Source organism: Lichenicola cladoniae (assembly GCF_013201075.1).
Classification (GTDB): Bacteria; Pseudomonadota; Alphaproteobacteria; order Acetobacterales; family Acetobacteraceae; genus Lichenicola; species Lichenicola cladoniae.
The window spans coordinates 1,701,926-1,723,454 of sequence record NZ_CP053708.1; the positions used below are offsets into that span (position 1 = coordinate 1,701,926).

Consider the following 21,529-nt stretch of genomic DNA (forward strand, 5'->3'; position numbering starts at 1 on the left):
GATCTAGGCCTCGCCCCGGAGCCATTCCTCGGCGCAACCGCGCGCGAGGTTGCGTACGCGGCCGATATAGGAAGCACGTTCGGCCACCGAAATGACGCCGCGTGCGTCGAGCAGGTTGAACAGGTGGCTCGCCTTCAAACACTGGTCGTAGGCCGGCTGGGCAACGCCGTGTTTCACCAGAGCGGCACTTTCGCGCTCGGCATCGGCGAAGTGGCGCAGCAGCATGTCGGTGTCGGCAAGCTCGAAATTATGTCGCGAGTAGTCCCGCTCGGCGCGCAGGAACACGTCGCCATAGGTCAGGCCGTGTCCGTTGAAGTCCAGGTCGTAGACGTTGTCGACGCCCTGCACGTACATCGCCAGCCGCTCGAGCCCGTAGGTAAGCTCGGTCGAGGGCAGCACCGTCGGGATGCCGCCGATCTGCTGGAAATAGGTGTACTGCGTCACTTCCATGCCGTCGCACCAGACTTCCCAGCCGAGCCCCCAGGCGCCGATGGTCGGATTTTCCCAGTCGTCCTCGACGAACCTGATGTCGTGTTCGAGCGGATCGATGCCGATGGCGCGATAGCTGTCCAGCAGCAGCGCCTGGCTGTCGTCCGGGGTCGGCTTCAGCAACACCTGGTATTGATAATAATGCTGCAGCCGGTTGGGGTTCTCGCCATAACGGCCATCGGAAGGTCGCCGGCATGGCTGCACATAGGCGGCGCGCCAGGGTTTCGGGCCGAGCGCACGCAGGCTGGTGGCGGGATGCAGCGTCCCGGCGCCGACTTCGGTGTCGTACGGTTGCAGGATCGCGCATCCCTGGTCCGCCCAGAACCGGTGCAGCGTCAGGATCAGGTCCTGGAACGACAGCGCTCCCGGCTTGCGGGAAACGGTGCCCCGCGCCTGGGTCGGGTTAGATGCCACCGCCGTTTCCATGGTCGTTCGGTCTCCAGAAGCTGGACGCGAGTTTACCCCCCCGTCATCGGCGGGCAGGGGACAGGGGCGGCACCATACGGTCGGCCCCAATCGGCGGCAAGAAACCGGGGCGCTGCAGGAAATATCGGCGCGGCTGCCCATATGAGAGGTGGCCATGACAGGGAGGGCCCAGGTGGACGACAGCACGGCCGACGGACTGGACGACACCGGCGTCGCTGCGATCCTGACCCGGACACGCCGCATTGCCCTGGTCGGCGCATCGGCGAAGCCCGAGCGCGCGTCGAACGCGGTGATGCGGTTCCTGCTCGACCAGGGCTACGACGTGGTACCGGTCAACCCGGGCCTAGCCGGCCAGACCATCCACGGGCGTACCGTGGTCGCGACGATCGAGCAGGCCGTGCCGCTGGATATGGTCGATATCTTCCGGGCCACCGACCAGGTGGCGCCCGTGGTGGACGAGGCGATCAGGCTCGGAGCCCGGACCATCTGGATGCAGCTCGGGATCGTGGACCCGGCCTCCGCGGCCCGCGCCTGCGCTGCCGGCCTGTCAATGGTGATGGACCGTTGCCCGAAGATCGAGTGGCCGCGCCTCCGGCCGGGGCGCCTTCGAGCGGTGCCGGGAGACACATCGCCATGAGCGGCCTATGTTGACGCACCTGCTGCCAGAGCCGACGATTCAGCAACCCTTCAACCGGATCAACCAGCCATGAACAACGAAGAACGCGAACTCATCGAACGCTTCATCGCCCGTGTCGGCGGCAGCCCGCAGTCATCGGCGTTCGGCAGCGTCCCGGCCACGACCTCGCAGTCGTCGAACCTGCCGCCGCTCGATCCGGAGGCGGATCGCACCATCCGCGACAATTTCCAGCGCTTCCCCGAGGCGCCCTATCGCATCACCCAGATGGCGGTGGTGCAGGAAGCGGCACTGGCCGAATCACAGAACCGCATCAAGCGGCTCGAGTGGGAACTGCAGCAGGCGCAGACGCAACTGCAGACGGTCCAGCAGCAGCCGCAGCAGAAGAGCGGTGGCTTTTTCGGCGGCCTGTTCGGCGGCGGCCAGCAGAACCAGCAGCAGCAGCCTCCGCCGCGCTGGGGCGGCCAGCAGGGCCAGGGCTACCAGGGCCAGGGTTATCAGGGCCAGCAAGGCTACCAGGCGCAGCAGGGCTACCAGGGCGGACCGCCGCAGCCGAGCTATCCGCCAGGCTACCAGCCCGGCATGTTCCAGCGGCAGGGCTCCGGCTTCCTGGGCTCGGCACTGACCACCGCGGCCGGCGTGGCCGGCGGCATGGTGGCCGGTAACGTGCTGATGGACATGTTCAGCGGCCACGGCCTTGGTGGCGGCATGGGCGGTGGAATGGGCGAAGGCATGGGTGGCGGCTTCGGCGGCGGCGGCGGTGCGGGCGCCGATGGCGGCTTCAGCGGCGACGCCTTCGGCAATGCCGGCGGCGATGTCGACCCGAACTTCGACAATGGCGGCGGCGGTGACAGCGATTTCGGTGGCGACAGCGGCGGCGGCGGCGATTTCGGCGGCGACAACAGCTTCTAACTGCCGGTGCGGTTCAGCCTGGCGGCAGGCTGAACCGCACCGAGACCGGACAATGATCGGACAAATGTTCCTTCATGTCCGGGCTGGTTTCCCGATACACCAGCACCCGCAGGCTGTCCGGCTGCATCCAAGACCGCGCCGGCCCGCCCGCCAGGATCTGGTCGATGAAATCCTCGCCGCCCCAGCATGGGCTGGCATGCCCGGCGGTCGCGACAGCCAGGGGTGCATCCCGCTGCAGCCCGGCAAGGAACACGTCGCCGGCCTTCAGGCGACGGTTGAAGTCTCCGAGCACCACGAACGCCACGCCTTCCGCCTCCCGTGCGGCGATCCACGCCTGCAGCACCGGCAGTTGCGCCGCGAGGTCGGCGCAGGCGGCCCGGTGAGTATCCGTGAGCGGTCCTTCCCAGCAGCCGCTTTTCAGATGCACCGCCAGCACCCGGAGCGACGTTCCGCCGATCGCCAGCGTCGCATCGAGCCCGGTGCGCAGATGCCGCCGGCCGGCCCGGCTCACGTCGAGTGCGGCCAGGTCGGGATGCCTGGTCACCGTGACGTCCCGGCGCACCGCCAGCGCCACCCGCTGCACGACCCGGTCGCTGGTGATCAGCACCCGGTATCGATCGGGCGGAAAGATGCGTGCGACCAGGGCCGAGTCGTCGACTTCCTCGAGCGCTACCGCCGTCGCCTGCAGCTGGGCCGCGTAGCCCGCCAGGGCGGCAATGTCGGCATCCAGTTTCGGCGAGGCATCGTCGGGAAGCGCCGGGTCGCCGGCCGGCCGGCTGGTCAGCCAGTCCATGTTCCAGGTGGCGATCTTGATCCCGACCGGGTCGGCGGCGAACGCCGGACCGCCGGCGAGAACCAGCACCGACGCCAGCGCGATGGCACGCGCCCGGCCGCTCATGCCGAGGCCACGCCTGCTCAAGCGGGCTCGGCACCCTTCAGCGCCGAGAGCGCTTCGTCCAGCGTGCGGGCCACGCGGGTCTGTCCGTCGAACACCCGGATCTTGCCGGTGGCGATGTCGTAGAGCCAGCCCTGCAGCAGCAGCGGGCCTTCCGCGATGCGCGCGGCGACTGCGGGATGGGTCCGCAGGTGATCCAGCTGCAGCAGCACGTTCTGCTCGGCCAGCGCCGCCACGGCATCCGCGCCATGCGCGTGCGGATGGAGTGCGGCGGTGACGGCGCGGGCGGTCTCGGCGTTCCGCAGCCAGCTCGCCACCGTCGGCATGCTGTCCAGCCCGTGCGCCTCCGGGTCCAGCATCGCCTTCATCGCGCCGCAATCCGAATGGCCGCAGACGATGATGTGCTTCACGCCCAGCGCAACGACCGCATATTCGATCGCCGCCGACACGCCGCCCAGCATCTCTCCGTAGGCCGGCACAATGTTGCCGATATTGCGCAGTACGAACATCGCACCGGGCGGCTGCTGGGTGATCATGCCGGGACTGACCCGGCTGTCGGCGCAGGCGATGAACAGGGTGTGCGGAGACTGCCCCGCGGCCAGGTCCGAGAACATCTCCTGCTTCTCGGGAAACACGCGGACATTGAAGTCGCGCACGCCTTCCAGGAGCGAGATGATCGAGTGGTGGTGGTCGACTGACGGGGCTGCCGGCATGCTTGTTTCCTTTGTGCCGCAGGCTGTTCCGGCCTGGGCTGGCCGCGTAAGCTGACGCAGCGATATGCAAGCCTCGAACGGGAAACCGCCACACATCATGCCCAGACATCTCGTATGCGGGGAAGTCCGCGCTTGAACGGCCATACCCGCAACGAGTCGCGTCCCGCGCAGGATACCGGCTGGAGCGCATGCGACCGCGAACCGGTGCATGTTCCCGGCACGATCCAGGCACATGGGCTGCTGCTGGTGTTGCGGATGGACCCCGGTGACGGCAGGCCGCTCGTCGTCGCCGCGGGCGGCAACGGTCTGGACGGTAAGGCGCCTCCATCCATGGACGGCCTCCTGGAGCCCGAAGGCGTCGCGCTGGTCGAGCGCGCGCTGTCGGACCCGGGCGCGGTGGCGGATCCGGTGATCGAGGGGCTGGTGTCGCGGGACGGGCGTCGCTGGACCGGACTGCTGCGCCGGGACCGGGCGGACATCTTGCTGGAGCTGGAGCCCGAGCAGGCGACCGATGCCACCTCCATTCGCCGCATCCTGCTCGGCCTCAACCAGGCGATCGCATCGCTGCAGCACCAGACCGATGCGATTTCCGCGTGCCAGGTTGCCGCGCGGCATGTGCGCGACATCACCGGGTTCGATCGTGTCATGGCCTACCGCTTCATGGCCGACTGGAGCGGCGAGGTCATCGCTGAATCGATCGTGCCGGGCGTGGATTCCTATCTCGGCCTGGTATTCCCGGCCTCCGATATCCCGGCTCCGGCACGCGCCCTGTATGCCAGCAACCGGCTGCGGCTGATCCCCGACGCGCGCTCGGCACAGGTGCCGCTGGTATCGCCGGCGGGTCCCGTCGATCTCGGTCAGGCGGTCCTGCGCGGCGTGGCACCGGTGCATCTGGAATACCTGGCCAACATGGGCGTGCAGGCCTCGATGTCGGTCGCCATCGCCGGCCTGCCGGACGGGGCGGATCGCGAGGCGGGCGCCGCCGGACCCGCGACTCCGATCCCGGCACTCTGGGGCCTGCTCGCCTGCCACCACCAGCACGGCCCGCTCTTCATCGACCATGTGCGCCGGCAGGCCGCCGAAACGCTCGCGCAGGCCTTGTCGTGGCGGCTGGGCTGGCTTGCCGATGCCGCGGCCGGTCGTCGGATCGCGATGATCCAGGACGCGGTCGCTCCCATCCTGGGCAGCGAAGCCGGCCCCTCCGTCGCGGTTTCGGCCGATGGCGTCGAGGCCACGGCGGGCGAGACATTGTTGCGTGCCTGCATGGCGACCGGAATGGCGGTCTTCGGCCCGGCCGGCATGGAGCTGGCCGGGCCACCCGTGCGGATCGGCGCGCTACCGTCGGAGGCAGCACTGCTGCAACTGGTCGACTGGCTGGATCGGCAGCCCGCCGGGCCGCTGACGACCGACCGGTTGCCCAGCCTGTTGCCGCCCGTGCTGCTCGAGATGCTCGGCACCGATCATCCATGCGGCTTGCTGGCCACGCCGCTGGCCACGTCCGCGGCCGATGCGGCGGGGGCGGGCGGCTGGGTGCTGTGGTTCAGGCCGGAACTGCGGCGCGAGGTCGAGTGGGCCGGCTACAAGGCAACCGATCTGCCGCCGGGCCGGGAACTGCACCCGCGCGCCTCGTTCGCCGCCTGGCGCGAGGAGGTCGCCGGCCGTTCGGCGACGTGGGGGGCCGACTGCATCGCGGCGGCCAGCTATTTCCGCGAGACCATCGTGGCGTCGCTGCTTCGGCGGAGCAGGCAGATCGCTCGCGAGGCGACGCAGTTGCGCCGCCGCAACGAGGCGATCAGCTTCTTCGCCGATGCCGCCACCCATGATCTGCGGGAGCCGCTCTGGCAGATCCAGGTGCTGAGCGGACTGATCCGCGACGGGTTGCGCGGCCTTTTCGCCGAAGCCGATCCCGCCGAGGCACCGCGCCACCCGGCGCATGAGGCGCTGGTGCGCGAGGTGGCGGATCTCGAGCTCGAAACGATGTCCGGCCTGATCGTCACCTCGGCCGGACGGATGCGCGCGATGATCGACGATCTGGCACGGTTCGCCGTCGCCGGCCGGGATGTAGATCAGATACGGGCGGTATCGCTGCGGCGGCTGGCGGACGAGGCGCTGGACGATGTCGGCGAGGCGGTGCGCGATGTGCGCGACGTGTCGCTGTCGTTCGACGGGCTGGACGGCGTGCTGGTCAACGGCGATCCCGCCCAGCTCCGGCGGGTGTTCCAGAACCTGCTGTCCAATGCCATCAAGTATCGCGAGGTGTCGCGGCCGCTGGGCGTGGTCGTGTCCGCGCACCGGCACGGCACGTCGGTGCGGGTCGATGTCATCGATAACGGCATCGGCTTCGATCCGGCCGACCGGGTGACGATGTTCGAGCCGTTCCGCCGGCTGCACCACCCCACATCCGTACCGACGGAAGGGCTGGGACTCGGGCTTTCGATCTGCCAGCGTATCGTGGAAGCGCATGGCGGAACCATCGAGGCAACACCGCTGGCGCACGGTGCACGCATCAGCTTCACCCTGCACGATCCCGGAATTGTCGCAGCGGCAGGACCGGCGGAAGGCCATCACGATGCTGTCTGACACGCGCGGCGTCCTGGCCGCACACGCCCCGTCGCTCATCCTCGTCGCCGAGAACGAGGAAAACCACCGGTTCATCCTGCGCCGGGTGTTCCGCACGGTCGGGCTCGATGTGCGGCTGCGATTCGTGAATGACGGCCAGGAGATGCTCGATTATCTCGAACATGCCGGCGCCTATGCCGCGGACGGGGCAGCGCCCTGGCCCGACCTGGTGCTGATCGACCTGCACATGCCGCGCCTCGACGGGCTGGGTGCGCTCAAGGCGATGCGCCGCAGCGACCAGTTGCGCACTCTCCCGGTAATCATCTTCTCGTCGTCCGACCAGCCGCACCATGTCGACCAGGCCTACGAGTCCGGAGCCAACGCCTATCTGGTCAAGGTCGGCGACTTCGACCAGCTGGTCTCGCACCTGCGCGGCATGGTCGAATTCTGGCTGCAGGCCGCGCGCCTGCCGCGGCAACCGGAAGGACGCCCGGATCCGATCCCGGACCAGCGTCCCGGGGAGACCGATGCATGAAGGACGGCGCGGCCGCGTCGATCGGCATCCTGATGATCGACGACAGCGTCGAGGCCTTCATGACGCTGCGAGCGATGCTGGCGCCCAGGCGGACCGGCCAGCGCTCCTACGCGCTGTCGCACACCAACGACGTGGCCGACGGGCTGGCGGCGATGATTGCCGGCACGCACGATCTCTATCTGGTCGACTACCGGCTGCGCGCCGAAAGCGGCCTGGACCTGGTGCGGGCCGCGCGGGCGGCCGGCGTCACGCGGCCGATCGTGATGCTGACGGCGTCCGGCATGGTCGACGTGGAGGCACTGGAGGCGGGGGCCAACGACTTCTTGGTCAAGGGCGCGTTCGACCTGCCGATGCTGGAGCGCACCATCCGCTATGCGATGGGCAACGCCGAAAGCGTTCGTCGGCTGGCGGACCTGAATGCCCGGCTCGAAGCGCTGGTCGAGGAACGCACGCGTCAATATGCCGAGGCCAACGAACGCCTGACCGACCAGATCGCCGCCCGCGAACTCGCCGAGAACGCGCTGATGCGGGCAGAGCGGCTGCAGGCGCTCGGCCGCATGACCGGCAGCGTCGCTCACGACTTCAACAATATCCTGACCGCGCTGTTCGGCAGCCTGGAAATCCTGAAGTGCCGGCTGGGCGACGATGTCGGGCCACGGATCGCCGGACCGCTGAACACCGCTGTCGAGGCGGCGCGGGTCGGCGAGCGTATGGTGGAGGGACTGCTCGCCTTCGCCCGCCGCAGGCCGCTGGCACCGAGGCTGCTGCAGCTCAACGAGGTGATCCGCGACACCGAGGCGCTGCTCAAGCTGACCCTGAGCGGCGACGTGCGGCTCATCTGCGACCTGGCCGACACGCTGCCGCAGGTGCTGGTGGACCGCGAGCAGTTCGAGCGTGCCCTGCTCAACCTGGCGTCCAACGCCCACGACGCCATGGTCGGCCAGGCCGATGCACGGCTGACGATCTCCACCCGTGCCGATGGCCCGGACCGGATCCTGCTGCTGGTCGGCGATAACGGGCCGGGCATGTCGCGGGACACGCTCAACCACGCGTTCGAGCCGTTCTTCAGCACCAAGGAAGTCGGGCAGGGCACTGGGCTCGGTCTCGCTCAGGTCTATGGTTTCGCGCTGCAATCCGGCGGCAGCGCATCGATCGATAGTCAGCCCGGCCAGGGCGTACGGGTAAGGCTGGTGCTGCCGGTGGCGGCCGGGGAGCCCGTGGAAGCGGCGACCTCGACCGGACCGGCATGAGCGGGCGGGGCGGGTTCGCGCCGGAGCCGGAGTTCGGCGCCAACGAGTTCGGTGTGCAGGCGGACCTGATCGCAGTGCTGGTGGCGATCAAGGACAATATGCCGAACGTGCTCACCCTGGACGACACCGATGCGTTGCCGGCCGGGCCGCTGGAGCCGGAACATCGGTCGCTGCAGTCCGGCATGCGGTCGTGGGTCGAGCGCACCACCCGCCACCCTTTGAACCATGTCGAACAGCTCTACACCTTTGCCGATCGCGACCGCGACCGCGCCGAGGGCACCAAGCGTTCCATCTCGATCAGCTACCTGGCCCTGACCCGGCTGATCCCCGACGAGACCGGCTGGTCGAGCTGGTACCGTTATTTCCCGTGGGAGGATCAGCGCGAGGAGAACGGCCGTCGGAGCACCGCACGCCTGGTCGAGCTGTTGACGGAATGGTGCGGGCAGGTGCCGGCACCGCTCTCGCAGGCCAGGCGGCAGCGGCTGACGATCAATTTCGGGCTGGAGCGGTGGGACGAGGAACTCGTGCTGCAGCGCTACGAGCTGCTGTACGAGGCCGGGCTGGTGGCCGAAGCCGGGTATCCGGCGGTGACGGGCACCGGCCATTCGATGCCGCGTGATCATCGCCGAATCCTGGCCACCGGGATCGCAAGGTTGCGGGCGCGGATCAAGTACCGGCCGGTGTTCTTCGAATTGATGCCGGACAGTTTCACGCTGCTGCAGCTGCAGCTCACCGTCGAGGCGCTGGCCGGGGTGCTGCTGCACAAGCAGAATTTCCGTCGCCTGATCGAGAGCCAGGCGCTGATCGAGGATACCGGCGCCATCACGACGAGCGGTCCCGGCCGGCCGGCGAAGATATTCAGGTTCCGTCGCGAAGTTCTTGCCGCCCGGCAGGTGGCCGGGTCGAAACTGCCGCTGATGCGGTCGATCTGACCCACGGCGTCGACCACAGCGCACAACAAGTTCAACTCGACGTCTCGGGTCTCGCGACATCCCCGACGTTGATACGACGCCGTGGGGGCAACCGCCGAACTCACCCCGGTCGAAGGAAGACCATGCCCGTCAAGTTGCTGATCGTTTTCTACTCGCGCACCGGTTCGACCGAGAAGCTCGCGGTCGCGGCGGCGGAAGCCGCGCGTGCGGACGGCGCGGAGGTCCGCCTGCGCAGGGCACGCGAGGTTGTACCCGCCAGCGTGCTCGATAAGGCGCCCGACTGGCGCAAGCAGGCCGATCGCATGAACGGGCTGTATCCCGAACCCGAGACCGACGACACGCTGTGGGCGGACGCCATCCTGTTCGGCACGCCGTGCTATTTCGGCGCCATGGCCACCGAGCTCAAGGCGTTCCTCGACCAGCTCGGCCCGCAATGGAAAAAGGGCGAGCTGGCGGGCAAGGTCGGCGGCGCATTCGCGTCGGTTTCCTGGCCGCATGGCGGCAGCGAGGTCGTGACCTTGTCGCTCTACGCACCGATGGCCCATCTCGGCATGATCATCGTCCCGACCGGCTACACGGACGAGGTAATGCTCGAGGCCGGCTCGCCCTACGGCGCCTCGACCGTGGTCGGCGCCGAGAACCGGCCGCCGCGCGAAGAGGACTTGGCCGCGATCCGTCACCAGGGACGACGCATGGTGAAGATAGCGGCGGCCCTTGCGGCCGGCGACGCCGCCACGGGATAGATCCATCGGGCGGGAACGCCTATCCCGCCCTCCTTGCCCCGCCGTGAGCCAGGCTCTCGAAAGCCGGTGTTCATGACCGGGTCGTTCATCACGTCAAAGGATCCCTGCCATGGTATCGCCAAGTGGATCGAGTGCCCTGGTGTGGGATGCCGAGCGTTTGCGTATCGCGAGCGATGCGGCCGGGATCGCCTTGTGGTCCTGGAACGTCGATACCGACGAGATCGCGCTGGACAAGCGAGCGCATAATCTCTGGGCGGTGCCCGTGGGCGAGACGCCGGTGACATTCGAAGCCCTGTCCGCGAAGATCCATCCGCACGATCTCGACCGGGTTCGAGCGGCATTCACCAACACCCGGACCCTGGCAGGTCTGTACGAGATCGACTTCCGGGTCGTGGTCGGCGACGAGGTGGTCCGATGGATCTCGGCGCGTGGCGAGGGTGCAGATATCGGCATCGTCGATCGCGTCATGTTCGGCGTGTTCATGGACGTCACCGACCGCAAGCAGGCGGAGGAGGCGCGGGAAATGCTGGCGGGGGAGATGAGCCACAGGGTCAAGAACCTGTTCGCCCTCGCCTCGGCTCTCACCGGGATCGCTGCCCGCTCGGCGGCGACGACGACCGAGATGGCCAACGACCTGACCCTCCGGCTGACCGCGCTGGGGCGTGCCCACAGCCTCGTGCGGTCGGCCCCGGGCGAGGAGGGAAAGGCGCTCCTGGGTGATCTGCTCGATGTGCTGCTGGCGCCATACGGCGATGAAGGCATGGTCGGCGACCGGATCACCGTGTCGGTGCCGGAGATACGCATCGGCGAGACCACCGCCACGACCATAGCCCTGGTGGTTCATGAGCTAGCGACGAACTCGGTCAAATACGGTGCGCTCTCCAACGAGAACGGCCGGCTGGACCTGTCCTGCGTGGTCGATGGCGATGAAGTGGTCATGGCCTGGACCGAACGCGGCGGGCCGCCGGTCACAGCTCCCAAGGGACCAATGGGCTTCGGATCGAAGCTGATCGCGCGAAGTGTCACAGGACAACTCGGTGGCTCGATCGTCTTCGACTGGCCCGCCGACGGCGCAGTCGTCAGGCTGCGGATGAACCGGGCCAAGCTCGGCAGGTGATCAACAAGTCTGCGGGCTTATTCCGTATGGTTGCAGTAGTCAGATGAGAGGTGGTGGTTGTTCGTTGATAACGCGGCAGGCAGCATCAGCAACCATCACTTGCCTAGTGAGTCGATTTCGTCACCAGACTGGTCGACCGTCAATCGTAATGCGCTTGCGCTACTCGTCATGCGCCAGCCGATTGATCCACTCTTCCTGCGCATCAGCCGAATTTTCTGCGTCGTTTAGCAGGCTTCATGCATCGCCTGTTGATGTAGTTTTAACGCGGTATACGGTCGGACTTAAATGATCGTGCTCGCGAAGCGCGATTGCACTCATACAGATTACGTAAGCCAGCTTGTCTATTTCCAGCCTCGGCCAACATGCCGGCTACAATCTCGAGTTCGGATCCCGGCACCGAATTCCGGCTGGCATACATGCCCGGTAACTCAAGTCGATCCTGTCCGCGCCACACGCAGTCATCCGGCATGACATCAGATGTCACGCTGCTGCCGATCCTTGACATCGTTCCCGGTCAGCGTGACCGTGCATGCCCCAGCGGGGCTCGTGCCATTAATTCCGAAACTGCTCGCTACTCTTTCGGTCTGCCGTATCCGGTTCGATTGCCCAAAGGGCAACGTTTCCGGAAGGGCGTGCGGCCTATCGTCGAGCTTCGACGGAGTGCACGTCGCCTGGTCATGGTGGAAGAGAGGGCGGACATGGCATGTCAGTTCGCTGGGCAGGGTTGCATCGCGCAAACCTTGACCTTCTTATGCTCAACACCAGCATATAAGACCGGCGCCATTGGCGTCTCTTTTTCGGCCTTGGTTATGCTCTAAGTGAGCATTAAGGATATCGTCCCGATGCAGGATGTTCTGACTCGTACGGCGCCACTCTACGACCGGGTCCGGCGCGTGATCCCACCCGCGGAGTGGGCGGTGTTCGCCGACGATATCGACGCGATCCTGGAGCTGAAGCGCACCCGCAACGCGGTGATCCTCGCGCACAACTACCAGACCCCGGAGATCTTCCACTGCGTCGCCGACATCGTCGGGGACAGCCTGCTGCTGGCCCGCGAGGCGCAGACCGTCGAAGCCGATGTCATCGTGATGGCCGGCGTGCACTTCATGGCCGAGACCGCGAAGCTGCTGAACCCGACCAAGCGCGTTCTGATGCCGGACATGCGGGCAGGCTGCTCGCTGGCGGACTCCATCACCGCCGCCGACGTCAGGCTGCTGCGCCAGCGCTATCCCGGCGTGCCGGTGGTGACCTACGTGAACACCTCGGCTGCGGTGAAGGCGGAGAGCGACGTCTGCTGCACGTCCGGCAACGCCAAGCGCATCGTCGAGAGCCTCGGCAGCGATACCGTCATCATGATCCCGGACGAATATCTCGCGCAGAACATCGCCAACGAGACCGGCATCCGCATGATCACCTGGGCCGGGCACTGCGAGGTGCACGAGCGCTTCACCCCCGAGGAGATCCGCCGCCTGCGCGTCGAGCATCCCGGCATCGTCGTGCTGGCGCATCCGGAATGCCCGCCCGAGGTGGTGGCGGAGGCCGATTTCGCCGGCTCGACGGCCGGGATGCAGGAGTTCGTGGCCTCCGGGAAGGCGTCCCGCGTGGTGCTCATCACCGAGTGCTCGATGAGCGACAACCTCGCCGTGCTGCATCCCGAGGTGGAGTTCATCCGGCCGTGCAACCTGTGCCCGCACATGAAGCGGATCACCCTGCCGGCGCTGCGTCATAGCCTGGAGACGATGGGCACCGAAATCATGATCGAGGAGCATCTGGCGGTCCGCGCCCGCCAGGCCGTCGAGAGGATGCTGGCGCTGTGAGCACGATCATCATCGGATCAGGCCTGGCCGGACTGCTGACGGCGCTGGAAATGGCGCCACTCCCCTGCGTGCTGGTCACCCGCGCGCCGCTGGGCGCCGAGGCGGCGAGCGGCTGGGCCCAGGGAGGCATCGCTGCCGCGATCGGCGACGACGACAGCCCGGCGCTGCAACTGGCCGACACGCTGGCCGCCGGCGATGGCCTGTGCGACGCCGCGGTCGCCGAGGCGATCACCGGGGCCGGCCCCCAGGTCATCGACACGTTGTCCCGCCTGGGCGTGCGCTTCGACCGTGCGTCCGACGATACTCTGGCGCTGGGCCTTGAAGCCGCCCATTCGCGACGTCGCATCGTGCATGCGCAGGGCGATGCCACAGGTGCGGAGATCGTCCGGGCTCTGGTCGAGGCGGTGCGTGCGACACCATCGATCGCGGTGTTTCCGAACGCCCTGCTTCGCCGGGTGCTGACCGAGGATGGCCGGGTGAGCGGCGTGGTCATCGAGCGCAACGGCGACGAGGTGGCATTGTCGGCAACCCGGGTCGTGCTGGCGACCGGTGGGGCAGGCGGGCTGTTCCGCGACACCACCAATCCGCTCGGCGCCACCGGCACCGGTCTGGCCGCCGCCGCCCGGGCCGGTGCCCGCCTGGGCGACCTCGAGTTCATCCAGTTCCATCCGACGGCACTGTCCCTGGTCGTCCCGTCCGGCGACGCGTCGGCGAAGCTGCCGCCCGGCAACACGCCGATGCCGCTGGTCAGCGAGGCCGTGCGCGGCGAGGGCGCCACCCTGATCGACGAGACCGGCCAGCGCTTCATGGACAACGAGCTGGCGCCGCGCGACGTGGTGTCGCGGGCGGTCTGGAAGCATCTTTCCGACGGTCACCAGGTCTTCCTGGATGCGCGCCCCACCCTGGGCGAGCGGTTCGCAGCGCGGTTCCCGGGCATCACCGCCGTCTGCCGCGCCCGCGGCATCGACCCGGTCACCGCGCCGATCCCGGTCAGGCCGGCCGCCCACTACCATATGGGCGGCATCCTGGTGGACGCGTGCGGGCGCAGTTCGGTCCCCGGCCTTTATGCATGCGGCGAGGTCGCCTGCACCGGCCTGCACGGCGCCAACCGGCTCGCCAGCAACTCGCTGCTGGAAGCGGCTGCCTGCGCGATCCGGATCGCCGCAGCAATCTCCACCGAGATCGCCGAGACTGGCCCGGATGCACCGATGACCATGGTTCCGGCCGCTTCCGCCGACACCGGCCGCACTGCGTCGGTGCCGCTGGTCCGCGAGATCATGACCCGTGCCGCCGGCGTGCTACGCAATGCGGCCGACCTCGAGCACGCGATCGTCCAGCTCGCGCCGATGGCCGGAGACGATGATGCGGCGCTGGTCGGGCTGATGATCTGCGTCTCGGCACTGGAACGCCGGGAGAGCCGCGGCGGGCATTTCCGCACCGATTTCCTGGCCAGGGATGCGCTCGGGGTGCGGACCGCCATGACCATGTCCGAGGCGATGGCGTTCGCGGACCGGTTCGCAGGCGAGCAGAGGCGCGCCTCGTGAACCCGCTGCCGGACCTGATGCTGGAGCCGCTGGTGCGTGCGGCACTGCTGGAGGATCTCGGCCGCGCCGGCGACATCACCACGGACGCGATCGTGCCCGACAGCCTGCGCACACGCTGCGTCCTGCAGGCGCGCGAGCCGGGGGTCGTGGCCGGCCTCGATCTCGCACGGATCTCGTTCGCGCTGGTCGATCCGCGGCTGGTGTTCACCATCCATCGTGCAGACGGCGCCGCGATCGTCCCGGGCGACCGCATCGCCACTGTCGAAGGTCCGGCGCGCGGCGTGCTGATCGGCGAACGGGTCGGGCTGAACTACCTGTCGCACCTGAGCGGCATCGCCTCGGCCACCAACCGGATCGTGCGTGCGGTGGAACATACCGGCGCGCGCATCTGCTGCACGCGCAAGACCATCCCCGGCCTGCGCGCGCTCCAAAAATATGCGGTGCGCGTCGGCGGCGGCATGAACCATCGGTTCGGCCTGGATGATGCGGTGCTGATCAAGGACAACCACATCGCCATCGCCGGCGGCGTGCGCATCGCGATCGAGCGGGCGCGGGCGTCGGTCGGCCACCTGGTCAAGATCGAGGTCGAGGTCGATACGCTGGCGCAGCTCGACGAGGCGCTGTCGGTCGGCATGGATGCGGTGCTGCTCGACAACATGTCGCTGGACATGCTGCGGGACGCGGTCCGCATGGTCGGCGGCCGGGCCATCACCGAGGCGTCGGGCCGGGTGACGCCGGAAACGGCTCCCGGCATCGCCGAGACCGGCGTGGACATGATCTCGATCGGCTGGCTCACCCACTCGGTGTCGGTGCTGGATATCGGGCTCGACTACGCGGCCTGAGCGCCGCTGACGGCCTGGGCAGGATGATCCTGCAGCAGCAGCGCCTGACTGATCAGCGCAACCTGCGTGAAGGCCTGCGGGAAGTTGCCGCGCTGCTCGCCGGTGGCTTCGTCGATCTCCTCGGCATACAGGCCGAGATCGTTGCCGCGCCTCAGCAACCGCTCGAACAGCTCGGTCGCCTCCCGGGTGCGGCCCATCATCGCCAGCACGCCCACCCGCCAGAACGAGCAGGCGGAAAAGGTCGCCTCCTCGCCGCGCAGTCCGTCATCCTTGCGATAGCGATAGATCAGGTCGCCATCGGCCAGCTCGCGTTCGATGGTCCGCAGGGTCAGGACCATCCTCGGATCATGCGGATCGATCGCCTTGAACAGCACCAACCGAAGCACCGAGGCATCCAGCGTGCTGCTGCCGTAGGCCATCGTGTAGGCCTGCCGTTCCTCGTTCCAGCTCCGGTCGAGATAGTCCGCCCTGACATCGTCCGCCGCCTGGTCCCAGCGCTCCAGCATCGCCGGGTCCATCGTGCCGATACGGCGTCCCATCGAGGCGGCGCAGCTGAGTGCGACCCAGATCATCGCCTGGCTGTGCAGCATGACCTCCTGGCCATCGCGCATCTCCCAGATCCCCTGGTCCGGTTTCCCGCGCAATGACAGGGCCTGGTTCACCAGGTTGGCCAGCGTTTCCGGCAACCTGTCATTGGTCTTCTGCGGCGGATCGAAGTCGACCGCGTTCAGGAAGTCGTGCAATGCCGCCATCAGCTCGCCGTAGATGTCGGTCTGCTGCTGGCCGGATGCGGCGTTGCCGATCCGCACCGGGTCGACGCCCCGCCAGCCTTCGAGGTGGGACAGCTCTTCCTCGTCCGGCGTATCCCCGGCGATTCCGTACATCAGGCCGAGATCGTTGCCGTGGGTCGGATCGGCATTCCGGAGGAACCGGAGGAATTCCGCTGCCTCCCGTGTGTAGCCGAGCCGCGCGAACGAGGACACGGTAAAGCTGGCATCCCGAAGCCAGGTCAGCCGGTAGTCGAAGTTGCGGTCGCCGGGCACCGCCTCCGGCAGGGACGTGGTCGGTGCCGCGATGATCGCCCCGGTCGGTGAATAGGTCAGCAGCTTCAGGCACAGCACGCTTCGAAGGACGGCCTCGCGATAGGGCCCGTCGTAGCGGCATCGGGCGCTCCACTGCTCCCAGTAGCGCTGCGTGTGCTCGAGACGGCCGATCGCATCGTCGACGCTGTCGAGCGGTGGCCGTTCGCCTTCGCCGTGGGTCAGCACCACCACGGCACGCTCGCCGGCCTGCAGCCGGAACGGCATGCGCGCCGACCGGCCCTCGATGGCCGCTCGCAGCGAACCGGCGGCACGGAGCTGGTCACTCCCGCCCTGGAACACCGCGCTGTCGCCCTGGAGCGAGACGGTGCACTCGACGCGCGCATAGTCGAAAGTCGGGCTGACCACGAAGCTGCCGGAGATCGATCCTTCCCTGCACACCAGGATGCGGATGATCCGGCTTTCGGTCTCACCATCCGGCCCCTCGTCGGGCAACGTCTCGGGCGGCTGCACCGGCATCAGGTCGGTCAGCACCCCGATGCCGGTCTCGGTCGGGAACCGGCTCTCCAGGATGTTGGTGCCGGGCAGGTAGCGACGCGACCGTCCGGTCCGGCCATCGAGCTCGATACGGCAGGCACCGCCCTTCTCCTGGTCGAGCAGCCGCAGGAACAGGGCGGGACTGTCATGACGGGGCCAGCACAACCAGTCCACCGACCCGTCGCGATCGATCAGGGCAGTGCTATGCGTGTCGCCTATCAGGCCGTAATCGGAGATTTGACTATACACGAAGGGTTCCTGACGGCAGCGATGGGGCGGAGGGGCGCCGGGTCCACGGTTGCGACAACGAGGTATCTGCGCACGTGGTCGAGCCGATCGCGTTCTCGTGATGCTGCCATCATAGGAAGGTCGCCCCGCTGCCACGGGTCTGCCTTAATCCAACCGTTGCATCTATCAGGCGGCTACAGCTGACGCGTGCATCCGTATCTGTAGCCGCCGCCGGCTTGTCGAATACCCGGTGGTTGCAACCTCGACGTCACGACCACGAGTTCGTTCAGTGGCTCCCGTCTAACCTGCTTGGGAATGCCCTGACACACGGCGCATCGACCAGGCCCGTGCTGGTGAGGGCAACCTCTCGCAGAGAGACATTCGAGCTCTCGGTAACGAACGGCGGCGAACCGATCCCGCCCGGGGCGCTGGCGACGCTGTTTCAGCCCTTCTTCCGTGTCATCGTGACGCCGAACCAGGGGCGCTTCGGTCTCGGCTTCTATATCGCCAAGGCGGATCGCGGCACGCTCGACGCGGCCTCGAGCCCACAGGAAACGCGGTTCACCTTCAGCATGCCGGCCGGCGTGTGACGAGCGGGGATTGCGCGATCGGGCCGGGTCGCGTCAGGAAGGCGGACTGCGCCGGTCGTCCAGGCGACGACCCCAAGGCCTGGCGCAGCATCAGGCCCGCTACGGCGGCAGTCGCGATCCGCGGCAGAAGGTTCGGCTGAGCCCGCAGGGCGGTGAGATCCCGCTCAACCGGTTTCGACATAGGCGCCGGCGTAGACCACGGCCGCGCAGCCCCCGACCGGTTTCAGCTCGCCGGACCGGACCAGTTCGTACCCCACGACGAAACTGCCATCCGACAGCGACAGCCGGACCGTCCCGTTCCCGGCCTCGAGTGCGCCGGCGGTGAGGCAGGCCGGAATACGCACCGTGGCCTGGATGAAACAGCTTCCCGGCTGGCTGCGGGCCACCGGACGGGTCGACCAGGCGACGCCACCGACCACGTCGAAGTCGAGATTATTGACGCTGAGGACGCCCGTCGACGATGCCATGCGCGGTCCGGACCGCAGCTTCAGGCGCATGGCATCCGCCCCGGCCTAGGCCGTCGTCATCAGGATGCGGATCCCTGGATGATGCCCTGGCGCACAGCCTGCAGCGCCTCTTCGGCGCGTCCGGCATCCGGGCCCCCTGCCTGGGCGAGCTCACGCCGGCCACCACCGCCCTTGCCGCCGACCGCGGCGCTGGCCTCGCGCACCAGCGTCACCGCGTCGAGACGCGCGGTCAGGTCGGGCGAAACCCACACCACCACGCTCGCCTTGCCGTCCGCCGTCGAGATCAGCGCCACCACACCGGATTCAAGCCCGCGTCCGATCTCCTCGGCGAGGCCCTTGAGCTCCTTCGCCGGGATCTCGCCCAGATTGCGGCCGGAGAAGGCGACGTCGCCGACCTGTTCGATCGTGGCCGCGCCCGCCGCGCCGGTGGCGATCTTGCGCTGCAGCTCCGAGATCTGCCGCTCGAGACCGCGGCGTTCCTCCAGCAGCACCGAGAGGCGGTCGACCGCTTCGGCCGCCGGCACGCGGAGCAGCCCGGCCACCTGGTTCAGACGGGCTTCGGTCAGCAGGGCCGCATGCTCGGCAGCACGGCCGGTGACCGCCTCGATCCGGCGCACGCCGGCCGAGACTCCACTTTCCGAGGTGATCCGGAACAGGCCGATATCGCCGGTGCGGCGGACATGGGTGCCGCCGCAGAGCTCGATCGAATAGGCATTCTTGCCAGCGTCGATCGGCTCGCCCATCGAGATGACCCGCACCTCGTCGCCGTATTTTTCGCCGAACAGCGCCATCGCGCCCTGGGCGACCGCCTGCTCCGGAGTCATCAGCCGGGTGGTGACCTCGCTGTTCTCGCGGATCTTCTCGTTCACCTCGGTCTCGACCAGGGCGAGTTCCTCGGCGGTGATCGGACGCGGCTGAGCCACGTCGAAGCGCAGGCGGTCGGGCGCGTTCAGGCTGCCCTTCTGGTTCACATGCGTGCCGAGCCGGCGCCGCAGCGCCTCGTGCAGCAGGTGGGTGGCCGAATGATGGGCACGTATGTCCCCGCGCCGCGCGTGATCCACCAGTGCGGTCACCGCCGCGCCGACCATGGCCGTTCCGTGCGTGACCCGGCCGACATGCACGAACAGCTCGCCCAGCTTCTTCTGGGTGTCGGTGACGGCGATGGTGAAGTCCTGGCCCGAGATTATCCCGGCATCGCCGACCTGTCCGCCGCTCTCGGCATAGAACGGGGTCTGGTTGAGCAGCACCATGACCTCATCGCCTTCGCCGGCCTGGGTGACCGACGTACCGCCGGCGACCAGGGCGAGGATCTGCGCATCGGCCTGCTCGGTGGCGTAGCCCAGGAACTCGGCGTTGCCGACCTGCTCGCGCAGCTCGAACCAGACCTGTTCGGTGGCGGCATCGCCCGATCCGGCCCAGGCGGCGCGGGCGCGGGTGCGCTGTGCATGCATTGCCGTCTCGAACCCGGCCAGATCCACCGACCGGCCGCGCTCCCGCAAGGCGTCCTGGGTCAGGTCGAGCGGGAAGCCGAAGGTGTCGTAGAGCTTGAAGGCGACGTCGCCGGGAAGCGCCTGGTCTTCGCCAAGGCGTTCGGTCTCGTCGGTGAGCAGCGACAGGCCGCGCTCCAGCAGCGCCTTGAACCGGTCCTCCTCGAGCCGCATCGTCTCGCGGATGAGCTGTTCGGTCTGCACCAGCTCGGGATAGGCGGCACCCATCTGGCGTATCAGCGTCGGCACCAGCTTGTAGAAGACCGGCTCGGTGGTGCCCATCATGTGCAGATGGCGCATGGCCCGGCGCATGATCCGGCGCAGCACGTAGCCGCGTCCGTCCTTGGCCGGCAGCACCCCGTCGGCGATCAGGAACGAGGATGAACGCAGATGGTCCGCGACCACGCGGTGGCTGGTCTTGAACGGCCCGTCGGGATCCTGTCCGGTCGCCTCGGCGGATGCCAGGATCAGCGAGCGCAGTGTGTCGGTGTCGTAGTTGTCGTGCTTGCCCTGCAGGATCGCCGCGAAGCGCTCGAGCCCCAGGCCGGTATCGATCGAGGGGCGCGGCAGCGGCGTGCGGGTGCCCGGCGGGTCCTCGAAATACTGCATGAAGACCAGGTTCCAGATCTCCACGAACCGGTCGCCATCCTCGTCGGGGCTGCCCGGCGGGCCGCCCGGGATATGGTCGCCATGGTCGAAGAAGATCTCGGAGCAGGGACCGCACGGGCCGGTATCGCCCATGCGCCAGAAATTGTCGGAGGTGGGAATGCGGATGATCCGGCTGTCGGGCAGTCCGGCGATGCGTTTCCACAGCAGGGCGGCCTCGTCGTCCTCGGAATACACCGTCACCAGCAGCCGGTCCGCCGGCAGGGCGAACTCCCGGGTCAGCAGGTTCCAGGCGAACTCGATGGCAAGCGGCTTGAAGTAGTCGCCGAACGAGAAATTCCCGAGCATTTCGAAGAAGGTATGATGCCGGGCGGTGTAGCCGACATTGTCCAGGTCGTTATGCTTGCCGCCGGCGCGGACCACCTTCTGTGCCGTCGCGGCACGATTGTACGACCGGGTTTCCTGGCCGGTAAAGACGTTCTTGAACTGGACCATGCCTGCGTTGGTGAACAGCAGGGTCGGGTCGTTGCGCGGCACCAACGGACTGCTCGGCACCACCTGATGGTCGTGGCGCGCGAAGTAGTCGAGGAAGGTGGCGCGAATGTCGTTGCTGGAAGCCATGGCGGGCGGTGAACGATCCTGGACGTGACACCGACCACTAACCCAGGCGCCGCCCGCGCGGAAGGCCGGCGTTCTCGTACCACGAGATTACCGGGACCAGCTGGTGGTCCTACTCCGGTTCGACTAACCCCCAATGGCGCCGCACCTCTAGGACTCCGCCGATGCAATTCGCCTACTGGATGCTGCTGCTCGCGGCGTTGCTACCCTACATCCTGACCGGCATCGCCAAGGCCGGGACGGCCAGCGACAACTCGGCGCCGCGGCTCGATGCCGAGCGCCTGAAAGGATGGCGGCAACGCGCGGAGTGGGCACACCGCAACCATTTCGAGGCATTCCCGGCCTTCGCCGCCGCGGTGCTGGTCGCCGAACTCGCCCATGCCGCCCAGAACCGGATCGACTGGCTGGCCGGTATCTTCGTCCTGCTCCGGATCGGATACAGCGTGGCCTACATCGCGAACCGGGCGTCGCTGCGATCGGCCTGCTGGGCCGGCGGCATCGTCTGCGTGATCGCGCTGTTCTGCATCGGCGCCTGAACCGTCTTCGTT

Annotated in this window: 19 protein-coding genes; 13 read left to right on the forward strand and 6 right to left on the reverse strand. The window is 67.9% G+C overall.

The genetic code is table 11. The features are described from left to right. Positions 1-3 precede the first annotated feature (3 nt). Positions 4-915 carry a glycine--tRNA ligase subunit alpha gene (locus HN018_RS07840; protein ID WP_171835060.1) on the reverse strand — a complete coding sequence of 304 codons (912 nt, stop codon included), beginning with the start codon at positions 913-915 and terminating at the stop codon, positions 4-6. A 154-nt stretch (positions 916-1,069) separates the two neighbouring features. On the opposite strand from HN018_RS07840, the gene HN018_RS07845 reads away from it, so the two are divergent. Both HN018_RS07845 and HN018_RS07850 read left to right on the forward strand, forming a co-directional pair. Then, positions 1,070-1,552, forward strand: coding sequence for a CoA-binding protein (locus HN018_RS07845; RefSeq protein WP_171835059.1), 483 nt, complete (start codon positions 1,070-1,072; stop codon positions 1,550-1,552). Between the two features lie 69 nt (positions 1,553-1,621). After that, positions 1,622-2,461, forward strand: a complete 840-nt coding sequence (locus HN018_RS07850; RefSeq protein ID WP_171835058.1) for a DUF2076 domain-containing protein — start codon at positions 1,622-1,624, stop codon at positions 2,459-2,461. Between the two features lie 13 nt (positions 2,462-2,474). On the opposite strand, the gene HN018_RS07855 is transcribed toward HN018_RS07850, so the two are convergent. Both HN018_RS07855 and HN018_RS07860 read right to left on the reverse strand, forming a co-directional pair. Beyond that, complete coding sequence (locus tag HN018_RS07855; protein WP_239479135.1) at positions 2,475-3,380, reverse strand: endonuclease/exonuclease/phosphatase family protein; 906 nt, start codon at positions 3,378-3,380, stop codon at positions 2,475-2,477. Continuing rightward, positions 3,377-4,069, reverse strand: a complete 693-nt coding sequence (locus HN018_RS07860) for a carbonic anhydrase (RefSeq protein WP_171835057.1) — start codon at positions 4,067-4,069, stop codon at positions 3,377-3,379. The genes HN018_RS07855 and HN018_RS07860 overlap by 4 nt, the downstream gene beginning before the upstream one ends. A gap of 132 nt (positions 4,070-4,201) precedes the next feature. On the opposite strand from HN018_RS07860, the gene HN018_RS07865 reads away from it, so the two are divergent. The 9 genes from HN018_RS07865 (at position 4,202) to nadC (ending at position 15,408) form a co-directional block, all read left to right on the forward strand. Next, entirely contained in the window at positions 4,202-6,649 is a 2,448-nt protein-coding gene (locus HN018_RS07865; protein WP_171835056.1) for an ATP-binding protein, read from the forward strand. Continuing rightward, a complete protein-coding gene (locus HN018_RS07870; protein WP_171835055.1) occupies positions 6,639-7,163 on the forward strand; it encodes a response regulator in 525 nt (174 codons plus the stop codon). The genes HN018_RS07865 and HN018_RS07870 overlap by 11 nt, the downstream gene beginning before the upstream one ends. After that, positions 7,160-8,413, forward strand: coding sequence for a sensor histidine kinase (locus HN018_RS07875; RefSeq protein ID WP_171835054.1), 1,254 nt, complete (start codon positions 7,160-7,162; stop codon positions 8,411-8,413). The genes HN018_RS07870 and HN018_RS07875 overlap by 4 nt, the downstream gene beginning before the upstream one ends. Then, positions 8,410-9,345: an NUDIX hydrolase gene (locus HN018_RS07880; protein WP_171835053.1), complete on the forward strand. Its 936-nt coding sequence runs from the start codon at positions 8,410-8,412 to the stop codon at positions 9,343-9,345. Before HN018_RS07875 ends, HN018_RS07880 begins: the two co-directional genes overlap by 4 nt. A 122-nt stretch (positions 9,346-9,467) precedes the next feature. Further along, on the forward strand, positions 9,468-10,088 hold the full coding sequence (gene wrbA / locus HN018_RS07885; protein WP_171835052.1) for an NAD(P)H:quinone oxidoreductase: 621 nt from the start codon (positions 9,468-9,470) through the stop codon (positions 10,086-10,088). 109 nt (positions 10,089-10,197) lie between these two features. After that, entirely contained in the window at positions 10,198-11,205 is a 1,008-nt protein-coding gene (locus HN018_RS07890; RefSeq protein WP_171835051.1) for a sensor histidine kinase, read from the forward strand. A gap of 842 nt (positions 11,206-12,047) precedes the next feature. Next, positions 12,048-13,022, forward strand: coding sequence for a quinolinate synthase NadA (gene nadA, locus HN018_RS07895; protein ID WP_171835050.1), 975 nt, complete (start codon positions 12,048-12,050; stop codon positions 13,020-13,022). Beyond that, entirely contained in the window at positions 13,019-14,566 is a 1,548-nt protein-coding gene (locus HN018_RS07900; protein WP_171835049.1) for an L-aspartate oxidase, read from the forward strand. Before nadA ends, HN018_RS07900 begins: the two co-directional genes overlap by 4 nt. After that, positions 14,563-15,408, forward strand: a complete 846-nt coding sequence (gene nadC / locus HN018_RS07905) for a carboxylating nicotinate-nucleotide diphosphorylase (RefSeq protein WP_171835048.1) — start codon at positions 14,563-14,565, stop codon at positions 15,406-15,408. The genes HN018_RS07900 and nadC overlap by 4 nt, the downstream gene beginning before the upstream one ends. Here nadC and HN018_RS07910 read toward each other — a convergent pair. Further along, positions 15,396-17,234 carry a glycoside hydrolase family 15 protein gene (locus tag HN018_RS07910; RefSeq protein WP_171835047.1) on the reverse strand — a complete coding sequence of 613 codons (1,839 nt, stop codon included), beginning with the start codon at positions 17,232-17,234 and terminating at the stop codon, positions 15,396-15,398. The genes nadC and HN018_RS07910 overlap by 13 nt on opposite strands. Before the next feature lie 233 nt (positions 17,235-17,467). Here HN018_RS07910 and HN018_RS07915 point away from each other — a divergent pair, with 233 nt between their 5' ends. Then, positions 17,468-17,803: a sensor histidine kinase gene (locus HN018_RS07915; RefSeq protein WP_204259696.1), complete on the forward strand. Its 336-nt coding sequence runs from the start codon at positions 17,468-17,470 to the stop codon at positions 17,801-17,803. Positions 17,804-17,967: 164 nt separating this feature from the next. On the opposite strand, the gene HN018_RS07920 is transcribed toward HN018_RS07915, so the two are convergent. Continuing rightward, positions 17,968-18,270: a hypothetical protein gene (locus HN018_RS07920; protein ID WP_171835046.1), complete on the reverse strand. Its 303-nt coding sequence runs from the start codon at positions 18,268-18,270 to the stop codon at positions 17,968-17,970. Between the two features lie 59 nt (positions 18,271-18,329). Beyond that, positions 18,330-20,984, reverse strand: coding sequence for an alanine--tRNA ligase (gene alaS / locus HN018_RS07925; RefSeq protein ID WP_171835045.1), 2,655 nt, complete (start codon positions 20,982-20,984; stop codon positions 18,330-18,332). A 161-nt stretch (positions 20,985-21,145) separates the two neighbouring features. On the opposite strand from alaS, the gene HN018_RS07930 reads away from it, so the two are divergent. Further along, the gene (locus HN018_RS07930) at positions 21,146-21,517 is read left to right on the forward strand and encodes an MAPEG family protein (protein ID WP_171835044.1); all 372 of its coding nucleotides are present in this window, start codon (positions 21,146-21,148) and stop codon (positions 21,515-21,517) included. Positions 21,518-21,529: the final 12 nt, after the last annotated feature.